Origin of the sequence: Enterococcus sp., assembly GCF_032555305.1 — a bacterium.
Taxonomy (GTDB): Bacteria; Bacillota; Bacilli; order Lactobacillales; family Enterococcaceae; genus Enterococcus_A.
In genome coordinates this window covers 24,380-38,282 of sequence record NZ_JAWGOQ010000020.1, presented here as the reverse complement: position 1 = coordinate 38,282, position 13,903 = coordinate 24,380, and the positions used below count along the sequence as shown (strand labels likewise).

Genomic DNA, 13,903 nt, shown 5'->3' with positions numbered 1-13,903 from the left:
GGATGAAAAAAATTCGAAGTTATACCAGTATTTGGAATGTGGAAAAGGTCATCTACGCGATTAATGATTTAAAATTGCCGTTTCCAATCACCTTTAATCAAATGACTTGGTTTGTATTGTCACTATTTCTCGTCATCTTTTTATCGAATGTCTCACCACTATCATTGATTGATGGAGCACTGCTAAAATATATTGGGATTCCAGGGTTTATCGCTTGGTTTATGTCCCAAAAGTCATTTGATGGGAAGAAGCCTGTGGGATTCATTCGGTCTATTTTCCGTTATTATTCAAGCCCGAATGTGACGTATAGCGAGAAAAAAGTGACCGAGACTCAATTGGTTATAGAAGTAGATGTAACCTATGTTAGGAGTGAAGTAATTGGATTATCCGATTAAGTATATTGAAAACAATTTAGTCTTTAATCAAGACGGGGAATGCTACGCTTATTATGAGCTGACACCATTCAACTATTCCTTTTTGAGTCCAGATGAGAAGTTCAAAGTGCATGACAATTTTCGTCAGTTAGTCGCTCAATATAGAGAGGGAAAGATTCATGCATTGCAGATAAGTACTGAATCAAGCATCAAAGAAATACAAGAGCGATCTAAAGCAACTGTAAAAGGAAAACTAAAAGAAGCTGCTATCGAACACATTGATGGTCAGACTGAAGCGTTGATCGAACTGATTGGAGAAAACCAAGTCGATTACCGCTTTTTTATTGGTTTTAAGTTAATTCTGAATGATCAAGAGGTTAGTCTAAAACACGTTTGGAATGAGTTTGTTCTTGGAGTACAAGACTTTATTCATGGCGTGAATACTAAGCTGATGGGTGATTTCGTTCAAATGAGTGTCGATGAGGTGGATCGTTTCCAAAAGTTGGAACGATTGCTAGAAAATAAGTTGTTACGTCGCTTCAACTTCCGACCTTTAAATAAAAATGATTTTGGCTATATCTTGGACCATCTTCATGGGAAAGATGGAATCGCTTATGAAGAATATGAGTTCCATTTACCAACTGAAGAAAAGGGTAAGCAAAAATTGCTCAAGAAATATGATTTGATCAAACCGACTCGTTGTTTGATTGAACAGAAGCAACGGTATTTAAAAATTGCCAATGATGAAAGTGAGTTATACGTTTCTTACTTTACAATTAACTCGATCGTAGGTGAGCTAGATTTCCCAAATAGTGAATTATTCTACTTCCAGCAGCAACAATTTTCTTTTCCTATTGATACTTCGATGAACGTTGAAGTAGTACCTAATCGAAAAGCCTTGTCAACGGTTCGAAATAAGAAAAAAGAGTTGAAAGATTTAGATAATCATGCGTGGGAAAGTGATAACGAAACAGCAAATAATGTGGTAGAAGCATTAGATTCAGTCAACGAATTGGAAAACACATTAGATCAAACAAAAGAATCCATGTACAAATTGAGTTATGTCATTCGAGTGTCTGCCCCAAATCTGGATGAACTAAAGAAGCGATGCAATGAAGTTAAAGATTTTTATGATGATTTCAACGTGAAACTTGTCCGTCCGTTTGGAGATATGCTAGGTCTGCAGGGTGAATTCATTCCTTCTGCAAAGCGATTCATGAGTGATTACATCCAGTATGTCACTAGTGATTTCATATCATCTCTTGGCTTTGGTGCCACACAAAGTTTGGGTGAGCGAGAAGGTATCTATGTAGGTTTCAATGTCGATACAGGAAGGAACATTTTCATCCAGCCTGATCTTGCGGCACAAGGAATTAAGGGCACGACTACCAACGCACTTGCGGCGGCATTCTTAGGGAGTTTGGGTGGGGGGAAATCCTTCTCCAATAATCTTCTCGTCTACTATGCGGTCTTATTTGGAGGAAAAGCAGTAATCCTCGATCCGAAAAGTGAACGCGGAAATTGGAAAGAGGATCTTGTCCATATTGAAGAAGAGGTCAATATCATCAATCTGACTAGCGAAGAGAAAAATCGAGGCCTTCTTGATCCATTCGTGATCCTTGAAAGTGTCAAAGATTCAGAAAGCCTGGCGATTGATACGTTAACGTTTCTAACTGGTATTTCTTCTCGTGATGGCGAGAAATTCCCAACATTACGAAAAGCGATCCGTACAGTCGCTCAATCCGAGCAACGTGGATTATTGCGGGTGATCGAAGAATTAAGAAACGAAGATTCAGAAGTATCGAATACTATTGCAGACCATATTGAGTCTTTTGTTGATTATGATTTCGCCCAATTGCTTTTCAGTGACGGTAATATCGAAAATACCATTAGTTTAGATAGGCAATTGAATGTGATCCAAGTAGCCGACTTAATCCTTCCTGATGCCAATACAACGATGGAAGAGTATACGACAATGGAAATGTTAAGCGTCTCAATGTTAATGACGATCAGCACCTTCGCCTTAGACTTTATCCATTCGGATACTTCCATTTTCAAAATCGTTGACTTGGATGAAGCATGGTCATTCCTTCAAGTAACTCAAGGAAAAACATTGTCTATGAAATTAGTTCGTGAAGGTCGAGCGATGAATGCCGGTGTCTATTTCGTTACACAAAATGCCAATGATTTGTTGGATGAAAAAATGAAAAACAATATCGGAATGAAATTTGCTTTTCGCTCAACCGATATAAATGAGATCAAGAATACACTCGAGTTTTTTGGATTGGATAAAGAGGATGAAGGAAATCAAAATCGTTTGCGCAATCTAGATAATGGACAAGCCTTATTCCAAGATATCTGGGGCAGGACCGGAGTTATTCAGTTTGACTATATCTTTGAACATCTCTTCCATGCGTTTGATACGCGACCACCAGTTACTGGAGGTGAATAAATGAATAAGAAAAAAATAGTAAAGATACTGCTAGGAATAGTTGGTATCTTTTTTCTTACGATAATAGTTTCCGTCACCGCACAAGCGACAGGTTTGATTGACGAAACGCTCAATAGCAGCAATAACTATTCAAAGTATCCAATAGAAAACTATGCTTTGGACTATTTTGTGGATTCCAGTTGGGATTGGTTGCCGTGGAACTGGGGAGACGGGATTGGAAAATCTGTCATGTACGGGATATATGCGATTACTGATTTGATTTGGTTGATCGGTGTGTATCTTTCCAGTGCGACCGGTTATCTAGTAGGGGAAGCCTATTCATTAGACTTCATCAGTGATACCACTGAAGCTATTGGTCGAAATATCCAAACTTTGGCTGGAATCAATGAGAGTGGCTTCATGTCTACTGGATTTTATCCCGGGTTGCTTCTTCTTTTGATCCTGATAATGGGGATTTATGTTACTTATACCGGTTTGATCAAGCGAGAAGTAACGAAAGCGACAGGAGCATTGATTAGTTTTTTGACGATCTTTGTCCTGTCTGCGTCTTTCATTGCTTATTCGACCAGTTATATTTCTCGAATCAATGATTTTTCAGCAGATATCAGTAAGGCAGCCTTAGATGTTGGCTCCAAAATGACAATGCCGAATAGTAACACACAAGGGAAAAGCAGTGTGGATGCGATTCGTGATTCATTATTTGAGATTCAAGTGAAACAGCCGTGGATGATTTTGCAATACGGAGATTCTGATATTGAAAAAGTAGGTGTCGAGCGAGTAGAGGAGTTAGAATCTACTAGTCCATTTGCCAACAAAGGAAAGGACCGTACAGAGATTATTAAGGAAGAAGTAAATGATCGAGAAAATGACAATATGACGATTACGAAAACAATCAGTCGATTGGGTGTGGCGACATTTATCTTCATATTTAATCTCTTCATATCTGTGTTTATCTTCATACTTACAGGAATCATGATTTTCTCTCAAATCCTATTTATTATCTTTGCAGTCTTTCTCCCAATCAGCTTTTTACTTTCGATGATTCCAAGCTTCAATCATTTGATGAAACAAACGATTATGCGATTGTTCAATGTGATTATGATGCGGGCTGGAATTACACTTGTATTAACGATTTCATTTTCTCTGTCCGCAATGGTCTACAGTCTTACGGCTACTCAGCCGTTCTTTGTCGTAGCGTTTATGCAGATCGTTGTCTTTGCAGGGATTTACTTTAAGCTAAATGACTTAATGGGAATGATGGCATTAAGTAGTTCCGATTCTCAAAATACTACTAATCGGGTAATGAGAAGACCGAAGCAAACCGCAAGTCGCGCTATTCGAAAAATTGTGGTTGGTGGCTTGGCTCTGAAAGGTTTCGATTCTACACGTAAAGAAAGAAATAATAAGAAAGAATCTAAAAGGACAGACCCAACAAAGAATTCAGAACAGAAGGATAAGCAAGCTACTAAAAACCGTGAACAACCAAATAAAAAATCTTTACCTGATAATCGAAAGCAGAAATTCGAGGAAAAAAATATGGAAAGAAAAGGCAAAAATGTTGGAAAACATAGCTCAACCACTCAACAGTTAGAAGATAAGGCAAAACTAGAAGCAGCTAGGAAATTTAAACAATCTAAATTCAGAGGGAACAAACAAAATTTGTCAGGTGAAGAGAAAGATGAATCCAAGAAAACGCAGGAATCTAAACGTAGAAATGCGCCAACCCGCTCTCTAGAAAAACCTAAACGAAAACCGGTTAATCAACGAGCAAGTCAACAAAATATAGTACCGAATTCTCAGAGTGATATTAGAGAGAATCAACAAGATAAAACTCAGTTGAAAAATCAAAATCGTAGATATGGAAAAAAATCTTCGGAAAAAATTCCACCACTAAATCAGACTAATCGTTTGGCAAAAACAAATGAGATGAAACCCTTAGTGAAGGGGCAGGCTATCAAGCGAGAATCCACAATAACGCAGAAAACTAGGAAAACAACGAATAAAACTATATCAAAAAGTAAAAATAATTCCATCAATGGCAAAGGAGCAAAAAGAAGATGAAACGTGTCGTAAAAATTGCGGCACCTTTCATTGGTTTTCTTGCTTTTTTTGGCATTCTTTTATTTGGGATTGTTTTATCTAGTGATGAGGAAGAAAGCAGTTCAATCTCATCTGAAATAGGTAGTCTAACTGTTTCTCCTGAAGTATTAAAACACCAATCATTAGTAGAAAAATACTGTAAAGAGTATGGAATTACAGATCACGTTAAAACTATTCTAGCGATTATGCAGGTAGAAAGTGGCGGTAAAGTCGAAGATGTCATGCAGAGCTCGGAAAGTTTGGGGTTTCCGCCGAACTCTCTAAGCACTGAGGAGTCAATTAAGCAAGGGTGCAAATACTTCTCTGAATTGATCAGAGGGATTAAAGCGAATGGCTGCGACATCAATACAGCGATTCAGTCGTATAATTTCGGCGGCGGGTTTATCAACTATGTTGCAAAGAATGGGAAGAATTATTCGTATGAGTTAGCGGAATCTTTTTCAAAAGAGAAATCAGGCGGAAAAAAAGTCAGTTATCAAAATTCAATCGCTATCCCTGTAAATGGAGGATGGAGGTATGGGTATGGTAATCAATTCTATGTAAAACTAGTCGAACAATATTTAGTCGCATCTGCAAAGTTTGATGATGAGACAGTTCAAAAAATCATGGATGAAGCATTGAAATATCAAGGGTATCCTTATGTTTTTGGCGGAAGCAATCCGCAAACCTCTTTTGATTGTAGCGGTATTGTTCAGTGGTGTTTTGCCAAAGTAGGGATCAATTTACCACGAACAGCCCAAGCACAATACGATGTGACTCAACATCTGTCACTTTCTGAAGCAAAACCAGGAGACTTGATTTTTTTCCATTCGACCTATTCAACATCTGATTACGTTACTCATATTGGAATCTATGTTGGGAATAATCGAATGTATCATGCCGGCGATCCTATTGGTTACACAGATTTATCTGAATCATATTGGCAAGCTCATTTAATTGGAGCAGGTCGAGTAAAATAAACTGTTTTGAAAGGAAATTAGTAAATGAAGAAAATAAAAGTAAAGAATATTGGATTGAGAAAGAAAACAACGACTGTATTATGGGTATTGCTTTTTGGAAGTTTTGTCTTTGGTGTGTATAAGAACTTCACCGCTATTGATCAGCATACTGTTCATGAGAAAAAAGTGATCAAAACTAAGATGGTTGATACAAATCTTATTTCTAGTTATGTAGAAGATTTTGTTCAGGTATTCTATTCATGGAAACCTGAAAAAGAATCATTGGAAAAAAGAAATGCAGCACTGCAACATTTCCTACCGGATGATTTACAGCAATTAAATCAAGAGATGATACGATCCGATATTCCAACGACTTCCACTGTTAAGAAAGTAAAAATTTGGAAAGTGGATCAATTAAATCAAAATGATTATTCTGTGGTATTTTCTATAATACAAGAAATTGATGAGAGTAAAGGAGATAAAAAAGAGCAGAAAGAAATTGATTCGGCATTTTCTGTAAAAGTCAGGACAGATGGTTATGATCGGTTATCAATTTTATCGAATCCGACTATGTCTTCTTTACCCCAAAAATTAGAAATGAAATCGAATCCAGTTCAAGATGATATGAGAGTAGATCAAAAAACAAAAGAAGAAATTTTGGCGTTTTTGAATACCTTCTTTAAAGTGTACCCATCTGCAAAGAAAACGGAATTACTCTATTACGTAAATGATAAAAGCATTAAGGAAATAAATAAAGACTATCTATTTTCTGATATCAACCAAATTAACTATTTTCACAATAAGAATGGCGTGAAGGTTAAAGTTGTTGCGACATATCTTGATCAGAGCACTAAAGCTACTATGCAATATACTTATGATTTAATCCTTAAAAAAACCGAAGAGAAGTGGGTAATTGATTCAGGAATATAGGCTGTCAAAATCATTTATCTGCAGTAAAATATATATAAGATTATTTTAAGTAAGGTGAGATAATGACAATTCGAATGTGTTTAGCATGGATATTCCTCGGGATTATGACATATTTCTTTTATAAAAGACTTCAAAAAACCAAATCAGTTTTGTTAGTCCCAGTATATTTTTTGTTGTTAATAGTAGGGGGACTATTTTTAATTTCTGGATTAGGTGTTGTTATCTATTATATAATCACTGTTTTGTGAAGATGCTAATTCAAGAAGTCTTTAAAAAAAAGTATAAAATATAACCGAACAGACATATGATATCGTAAGTGATAACAATATGCTTGTTCGGTTTCTATTGGTTATTTTTATCAACTTTAAACTTCACTAGAAAAAAATTATTCTTTTTCGTATTTGCTTATGCTCAAACTTTCTTAATATAAGATTTTTCAGATAAGTTTAATACAGCAAATTAACACGTAATTACTTTAGTCATAATTTCTATTTTCTTAACTTTTTCATGATCGGCTTCTTTGTTAGTAATCATAGCAGTGATTTCAGACCAATCACAAATTTTGTATAAACTTTTTCGATCAAATTTGGTATAATCACCCAAAATATAACGCTTTTCAGCATGTCGAATGATTGCTTGATCTACAAAAACATCGGAGGATGAAGGGCTTGTTGGTCCATCTAAATTGCTAAAGCCGTCTGTTCCCAAGAAACACAGGTCTACTTGAATTTGATTGATTTGTGAGACAGTCCATCCGCCAAAAACGGAAGAGCTTCGTTCTCTTAATTCTCCGCCGAAAAGGAAGACCTGATTTTTTGATTTGATCAATAAACTCGCTACTGGGATAGAATCAGTAAAAATCTTATACCCAGATTTGGATGCCAAAAGCTGTGCCAATTCTAACGTAGTGCTGCCAGTGCCGATGATGATTGAACTGTTGTCAGGAATAATCTCTAACGCTTTTTGTGCAATCATTTTTTTATATTGAGCATTTTCTTTTTCCCGAATCTGAAAGGAGTGTTCAATCGCATTTTGTTTTAGCGTCGCACCTCCATGACTTTTTACCAATAAGCCTTTATTCTCTAAATATGTCAGATCCTTTCGAACAGTCTCATATGTAACAGAATATTTTTCAGCTAATTTGCTAACATGGACGGCTCCTTCTTTCATCAATTCTTCTAGAATCAATTCTCTTCTTTCTTCCATTAACAACAATTGGATCACCTCGATTTTATTCTCTACAAGAAATAGCATATCACAAAACCAACTAAAAACAATTCGGAATACAATGTAATTGGTTTTAGTTGGTGTTCAATTTGTTTAATAAGCGGAAAAACAAATAAAAACCAATAAAAAAGTATTGACACCAACTAAAACCAATTGTATGATGTGTTTGTAAATAAGTAAACGGATTCAGGAAGGGGTTTTATCATGAAAACCAAAATTGCACTCGCTTGTGACGATTTAGGCTTTGAGACAAAGGAGGCGTTAAAAAAATATTTGATTGAGGAAAAAAATGCAGAGGTGGTCTATGATCCTGTTCAGGTACCAGAGGACGGAATCAACACATTTGCAAAATTGGCAGATGAAATGTCTGTCTTGATTCAAAAAGATGTCTGTCGCTTAGGGATTTATATTTGTGGGACCGGTATTGGGTTTACTTGCCAAGCAAACAAGCATTGGGGCATTCGTTCAACAGCAGTAACGAATCCATATTCTGCGAAACGCGCACGTTTAAGTAACAATGTTCAAATCATTGGTTTAGGTCTGCGGGTAAATGGGTTAGAATACATGAAGCAGATTGTGGATGCTTGGTATGATGAGCCGTTTGATTTTGAAACTGCTCGAGAAAACTCAAAAAACAATTTGTTGGAAGCAGAAAAAAATGACAATCTATTATTGAAAAAACCAGATCATGTCGCATGGAATATGGGATTCAGACCAGATTAAAGGAGGGAAGCTAGTTTACTAGCGCAAAAAAATGGAATTTATTACACAGTTTATCAATGACTTAGGCAATTTTATTTTCATTCCAATTATTTTTCTAATCTTCATGGTTGCTTTGGGAAGACCACTTGCTGAAGCAATTCAATCAGCAATGAAGGTTGGGATAGGTTTTATCGCTTTATCTATGGTCATCGGATTTATGTTGGAGAAGATGGAACCAGCAATTACTGGTTTAGCAGGGAAGACAGGTTCATCTTTAGATGCCATTGATGTAGGCGGTGCAGCAACTGCTGTTATGGGCTTTGGGTCGAATATGGGAGCTATCATCATCCCCCTCTGCGTGGCTATCAATTTGCTATTGCTTGTATTTAAAATCACAGACTGTGTGAACGTTGATGTCTTCAATCTTCATCAGAATGCTTCTATGGGTGCAATCGTGGCTGTCTACTCAGGAAACTTCTTTTATGGAGTATTGACCGCAGGCTTGTTCCACATTTGGGCATTGATCGCAGCTGATTTAGGTGCAAAGAACAATGAAAAATTCTTTGGTCTGCCACAAGGGGTGTCCATTTCTCACCCGGTAGCGAACACCTATTTATTGTTTGCTTATCCATTCAACTGGATTTTTGACCGTATTCCTGGGTTACGTAACTTAAACGTAACAGCAGAAACCATCCAAAAACGCTTTGGTGTACTAGGTGATCCTACGGTTGTCGGTTTTATGTTAGGTACATTGCTTGGATTGTTTGGACTTGACTGGAACAGTCCTTATCACACAATTATTTCTAGTGTTCAACTGGGAATGTATTTAGCTGCTGTTATGCTGCTGTTGCCAAAAATGACATCGATTATGATGGAAGGTCTAGTGCCATTATCAAATGCGGCTCGTAAAAAATTGGTCAAACGTTTCCCAGACCGCGATATTACTGTTGGGATGGATACTGCGTTGATCGTAGGAAATCCATCAGTTATCTCTTCTGCTTTACTATTGATTCCAGTAATGGTCATTCTTGCCGTCGTATTACCAGGCAACCGCGTGATGCCTTTAGGTGATTTGTCACAATTTGTCTTCTTCATCGCTTGTATGGTACCAGTCTTTAAAGGGAACATCATCCGGACATGGTTATCTTCAGTTATCTTGTTCGGTGGCGGATTATACATTGCTTCTTGGATGACACCAGCTACAAATGAATTATTCCAAAAATTTGGTGCAGGAGCACAAGAAAATGTGATGTATTCTTCATTGAATCCATCAGCCAATCCATTTACCGGCTTGTTTGCGGCAGCATCTCATATTGGAATCTTCGGTTATATCTTGATCGGCTTACTGTTGATTTCGATCGGCTACCTATTGAAAAAGAAAGAACGTTCACAGCTTCAAAATGATGTAACGGTGTAGTATATTAAAATAACAATTTATAAGAAAGCGGGAATAAAAATGGATAAAAAAATCTTAGTCGTATGTGGAAATGGAATCGCATCATCATCAATCATGGTCTCAGTTTTAGAAGACTATTTAAAAGAACAAGGAATTAATGGTGTGGATGTACAGAAATCATCTTTGATGGATTGCAACGCGGAAAAATACAATAGCTATGACTTGATTGTTTCTTCAACTAAGATCGACAACCCAGACGTAACTACCAAAGTTATTGTGGGTGCAGGGTTACTTACTGGGATTGGCGAAGACGAGATTTTTGATGAAGTAAAAGCAGAAATGGCAAAGTAGGGTAAACAAATGGAAATTTTTGTGAATGATGCTGCGAATGATGTGAAGAGCTATCAGGAGGCTATCCAGTTGTCAGGTGGAAAACTTGCTGAGGCTGGCATGATCGACCCTCAATATATCGATGCTTGTATTGATCGAGAAACGGATTTTCCCACCGGCTTGCTTTTAGCGGACGGTGAAGGGATCGCAATGCCTCATGGTAATTCAGACTTGGTAAAAAAAGACAGCTTAAGTGTTGTTCGAGCGGAGAATCCGATCGAATTTGGCAGAATGGAAGACAAGGATCAAAAGGTCAACTGTTCCCTAATCTTTAATCTTGCCTTAGCTTCAGGGCAACAGCATTTAAGTATTTTACGAAAACTGATTGGGCTATTTCAAGATGAAGCATTTGTCAAAACCTGTCAAACGGCTTCTAAAGAAGAAGTACAATCATTTATCGCTAATCAATTAGCAGAATAATTTTTTGACGGATGGGGCATTTACCATCCGTCTTTCTTTAAGAAGGGGAGGATAATGAAAAATGAAATTTTTTAATGAGATTATTGATGAAGTCATGAAGATCGGAAACGAAATAAGCGATCAGCAGGTTGATGATTTCCTAACGTCAATTCAATCGGCAAAGCATATTTTTTTAGAAGGTGCAGGCCGTTCAGGATTAATGATTCGTGGGTTTGCTAATCGACTACTGCATTTAGGCTATTCAGTGAGTATTGTCGGGGAGATCAGTTCGCCCCATACTAAACCAGGAGACCTTTTTATTATTGGTTCTGGTTCTGGCGAAACGACCAGTTTGGTTCATCAAGCGGAAATTGCGAAAACGAACGGCGTTTTGATTGGTCTCGTCACTACGAATGCTGATTCGACTTTAGGTAAATTAGCTGATAGTATCATTGTGATTCCTGCTCAATCTAAACAGTCTGATGCCGCAACGTTGCAACCAATGGGTTCTCTGTTTGAACAAACAAGCTTGTTCCTATATGATAGTTTGGTTTTACATTTAATGGAAAAAACGGGCGAGACAAACCAAACGATGAAACCACGTCATGCCGATTTAGAGTAATTTTTGTATAATTGTATGAAAATCCAGCTGCTTGGTTTCTAACAAAAATGCCTTGTTTGGTCATTTTGCTGTAGTTATTGCAAGTGTCTGGATTTTTTACTGGAGAAATTTAACCTTAAGTATTGTTTTCTTAAATGATGATAAAGTTTAATTTAATGAATATACAGATTGTATTGCTTGTTATTGATCAACGGCAATTTGTAGTTCATCCCAATCAATAAATTTTTTTTTACATTTTTTGTGCGAAAAAAATTCGCTTTAATCCTTGAAAGCGCTTATTATTTTTATGAAGGGAGATGATATCGTTGAGTGATCGTAGTTTAGACATTCTGCAGCAACTAATTAAGCAAAGAAGCATCCAGGAAACGGAATTATCAAAGATGTTTGATCTTTCAGCCAGACAGTTATCTTATAGTATTGATGCTATCAATGAAAAATTGATGGAGAATCAGCTGCCTGTCATTGAAAAACGCCAGGGGTGCTATTACGCGAAAAATGAAGCGGCAGAATACTTAACGATCCAACAATCCATTCAGGATATTATTTTTTCTAAAGAAGACCGCGTTTATTTACTTCTTATTATGATTCTGACACGAACCGAAGAATTATCGTTGGATCATTTTTGTATTGAGTTGCAAATCAGTAAAAATACCGCGTTGGCAGATATCAAAAAGGCCAAAGAGCTTTTAGCCAAGCATCAGCTGAAAATTGAGTTCTCTCGTAAAAAGGGGTACGTCATTGATGGAAATGAATGGGATAAGCGCATTGTTCTTTTTCACGCTATCACGAGAATCTATAAGTATTATGGCGAAAAAGTGACGGAAGAATTACTGGAAGGCTCAAAAAAATATCTAGAACAGGTCAAAAATGATGTCCTAAAAATCGAGAAATACATTGGTGTGAAGTACACCGATGAAGATTTTTATCCGTTGATTTATTTTATCGCCTCATTGTTTATTCGGATCGAACGCGGGCAATTAATTGATGCGGCTAGAATAAGTGAACGTGAAGAAATCGAGCGCACCAAGGAATATCAATCGCTTTCCTATATTACAACAGACTTTCCGGATTTACCTGAGGATGAAAAGATTTTTATCGCACTGCAATTATTGAGCTCAAACGTCCGTAATAAAGGAATGGTCTCAGAAAAAGAACTACCATTACTGGCAAACTCCTTATGGGAATTCTTGATCGAGTTTGAAACGAATACATTTTTAGTACTATCTGATAAGAAGGATTTATTGAAAAAGCTGTTGAACCACTTTAAACCTGCTTATTATCGAATCAAGTATGATCTTTCAACTGAAAATGTCTTGTATGACAAGATTCGCTCAGAATACAAAGTCCTGCATGACTTTGTTCGTCAATCGATCGGACCATTGGAAGAGTTCTTTGAAACAGAAATTGCGGATGAGGAAATTGCCTACATCACATTATTTGTCGGCGGTCACTTGATTGGCAACGATCACAATGATCTGGAAGAAAAGATTGTTAAAGCGGTGATCTTGTGCCCAAATGGTATTTCCATGTCCAAACTGATTGAAAAGAAATTGAAGGATATTTTCCCCGAGTTCTTATTCTATCCGACCAATTCAGTGAGAGAATATAAGACCTTCGTTTTGCCTCATGATATCGTATTTTCAACGGTACCAGTGGAATCAGAAAAAAAAGTGTATTTGATCAGTGAAATTCTCAGTAAGGGTGAGCAGTTAAGATTGCGCCAAGACGTGATCAAAGATTTGTATCACTTGGACTTTTCTGGTGTTCGATCGACAGACATTCTGACTGTTGTTAAACAATACGTGACAATGGATAAGAAAGCTGAAGGAACGATCTTAGAGGCGCTAGATTCTCTTTTACTAGGAGAACAAAAGGGCGCTAAAGCTGACGAGATGATTTCTAAGAATGAGTTATCGCAAGTCATTAAGGAAGAAAATATTCTATTCATTGAAGATGATGTCTCGTGGGAAGCCATTTTACGCAAAGCGAGCCAATGCTTGATTGATCAACAAATCGTTACTGACGATTACACATCCGCATTACTAAAGGAATATCGCGATCAGCCGGCGTATATCATGCTGCGGCAGCGAATCGTATTGCCTCACTTAGACCCCATGCTGATCGAACAAAAATTGGGCGTATGTATCGTTGTGTTGAAACAAGGGGTGCAATATCAAGATAAGAAAATTCATGTCGTCACTGTCTTGACCACACCAGATAAGACGAGCCATTTGACGATTTTGTACCATATCAATCGAATGGCAAAGGATGCAGAGTTCATTGAACAGCTAATCGCGCTGGAGGATGAAGGTAAAATTAAAAAGGCAATCCAAGGATTTTCTTCAGAGCAAGAAGATTGATTGAGATGAATAA

Annotated in this window: 12 protein-coding genes; 11 read left to right on the top strand and 1 reads right to left on the bottom strand. The window is 37.1% G+C overall.

Features of this window, described 5'->3' with window-relative positions; genetic code table 11:
• The first annotated feature begins 2 nt into the window (after positions 1–2).
• From E6139_RS14555 to E6139_RS14535, 5 genes are read left to right on the top strand one after another with little or no spacing between them, the layout of a single operon-like run.
• Positions 3–395, top strand: a complete 393-nt coding sequence (locus E6139_RS14555) for a conjugal transfer protein (protein WP_316403824.1) — start codon at positions 3–5, stop codon at positions 393–395.
• The gene (locus tag E6139_RS14550) at positions 379–2,826 is read left to right on the top strand and encodes an ATP-binding protein (RefSeq protein WP_316403822.1); all 2,448 of its coding nucleotides are present in this window, start codon (positions 379–381) and stop codon (positions 2,824–2,826) included. Before E6139_RS14555 ends, E6139_RS14550 begins: the two co-directional genes overlap by 17 nt.
• Complete coding sequence (locus tag E6139_RS14545) at positions 2,827–4,887, top strand: CD3337/EF1877 family mobilome membrane protein (protein WP_316403821.1); 2,061 nt, start codon at positions 2,827–2,829, stop codon at positions 4,885–4,887.
• Positions 4,884–5,885 carry a bifunctional lysozyme/C40 family peptidase gene (locus E6139_RS14540; RefSeq protein WP_316403820.1) on the top strand — a complete coding sequence of 334 codons (1,002 nt, stop codon included), beginning with the start codon at positions 4,884–4,886 and terminating at the stop codon, positions 5,883–5,885. The genes E6139_RS14545 and E6139_RS14540 overlap by 4 nt, the downstream gene beginning before the upstream one ends.
• Positions 5,886–5,909: 24 nt before the next feature.
• Positions 5,910–6,794 (top strand): conjugal transfer protein, encoded by an 885-nt coding sequence (locus E6139_RS14535; RefSeq protein WP_316403818.1) that lies wholly within the window; start codon positions 5,910–5,912, stop codon positions 6,792–6,794.
• A gap of 459 nt (positions 6,795–7,253) precedes the next feature.
• Here the strand turns inward: E6139_RS14535 and E6139_RS14530 are convergent, their stop codons facing one another.
• Positions 7,254–8,048: a DeoR/GlpR family DNA-binding transcription regulator gene (locus tag E6139_RS14530; RefSeq protein ID WP_316403816.1), complete on the bottom strand. Its 795-nt coding sequence runs from the start codon at positions 8,046–8,048 to the stop codon at positions 7,254–7,256.
• Positions 8,049–8,225: 177 nt separating this feature from the next.
• Between E6139_RS14530 and E6139_RS14525 the strand changes: the two genes are divergently transcribed.
• The 6 genes from E6139_RS14525 (at position 8,226) to E6139_RS14500 (ending at position 13,890) form a co-directional block, all read left to right on the top strand.
• Positions 8,226–8,744 (top strand): RpiB/LacA/LacB family sugar-phosphate isomerase, encoded by a 519-nt coding sequence (locus E6139_RS14525; protein ID WP_316403815.1) that lies wholly within the window; start codon positions 8,226–8,228, stop codon positions 8,742–8,744.
• Positions 8,745–8,775: 31 nt separating this feature from the next.
• Complete coding sequence (locus tag E6139_RS14520) at positions 8,776–10,140, top strand: PTS galactitol transporter subunit IIC (RefSeq protein WP_316403813.1); 1,365 nt, start codon at positions 8,776–8,778, stop codon at positions 10,138–10,140.
• A 39-nt stretch (positions 10,141–10,179) separates the two neighbouring features.
• Complete coding sequence (locus E6139_RS14515) at positions 10,180–10,470, top strand: PTS sugar transporter subunit IIB (RefSeq protein ID WP_316403811.1); 291 nt, start codon at positions 10,180–10,182, stop codon at positions 10,468–10,470.
• A gap of 9 nt (positions 10,471–10,479) precedes the next feature.
• On the top strand, positions 10,480–10,929 hold the full coding sequence (locus tag E6139_RS14510; protein ID WP_316403810.1) for a PTS sugar transporter subunit IIA: 450 nt from the start codon (positions 10,480–10,482) through the stop codon (positions 10,927–10,929).
• 61 nt (positions 10,930–10,990) lie between these two features.
• Complete coding sequence (hxlB, locus tag E6139_RS14505; protein ID WP_316403809.1) at positions 10,991–11,530, top strand: 6-phospho-3-hexuloisomerase; 540 nt, start codon at positions 10,991–10,993, stop codon at positions 11,528–11,530.
• Positions 11,531–11,826: 296 nt separating this feature from the next.
• Positions 11,827–13,890 (top strand): BglG family transcription antiterminator, encoded by a 2,064-nt coding sequence (locus E6139_RS14500; protein WP_316403808.1) that lies wholly within the window; start codon positions 11,827–11,829, stop codon positions 13,888–13,890.
• The last annotated feature ends 13 nt before the right edge of the window (positions 13,891–13,903 follow it).

Bases quoted from the DNA above. Each gene is read 5' to 3' on its own strand.
- E6139_RS14540 (WP_316403820.1), top strand. From the start codon at position 4,884: ATGAAACGTGTCGTAAAAATTGCGGCACCTTTCATTGGTTTTCTTGCT.
- E6139_RS14510 (WP_316403810.1), top strand. From the start codon at position 10,480: ATGGAAATTTTTGTGAATGATGCTGCGAATGATGTGAAGAGCTATCAG.
- E6139_RS14515 (WP_316403811.1), top strand. From the start codon at position 10,180: ATGGATAAAAAAATCTTAGTCGTATGTGGAAATGGAATCGCATCATCA.
- E6139_RS14525 (WP_316403815.1), top strand. From the start codon at position 8,226: ATGAAAACCAAAATTGCACTCGCTTGTGACGATTTAGGCTTTGAGACA.
- hxlB (WP_316403809.1), top strand. From the start codon at position 10,991: ATGAAATTTTTTAATGAGATTATTGATGAAGTCATGAAGATCGGAAAC.
- E6139_RS14500 (WP_316403808.1), top strand. From the start codon at position 11,827: ATGATATCGTTGAGTGATCGTAGTTTAGACATTCTGCAGCAACTAATT.
- E6139_RS14530 (WP_316403816.1), bottom strand. From the start codon at position 8,048: ATGCTATTTCTTGTAGAGAATAAAATCGAGGTGATCCAATTGTTGTTA.
- E6139_RS14555 (WP_316403824.1), top strand. From the start codon at position 3: ATGAAAAAAATTCGAAGTTATACCAGTATTTGGAATGTGGAAAAGGTC.
- E6139_RS14545 (WP_316403821.1), top strand. From the start codon at position 2,827: ATGAATAAGAAAAAAATAGTAAAGATACTGCTAGGAATAGTTGGTATC.
- E6139_RS14520 (WP_316403813.1), top strand. From the start codon at position 8,776: ATGGAATTTATTACACAGTTTATCAATGACTTAGGCAATTTTATTTTC.
- E6139_RS14535 (WP_316403818.1), top strand. From the start codon at position 5,910: ATGAAGAAAATAAAAGTAAAGAATATTGGATTGAGAAAGAAAACAACG.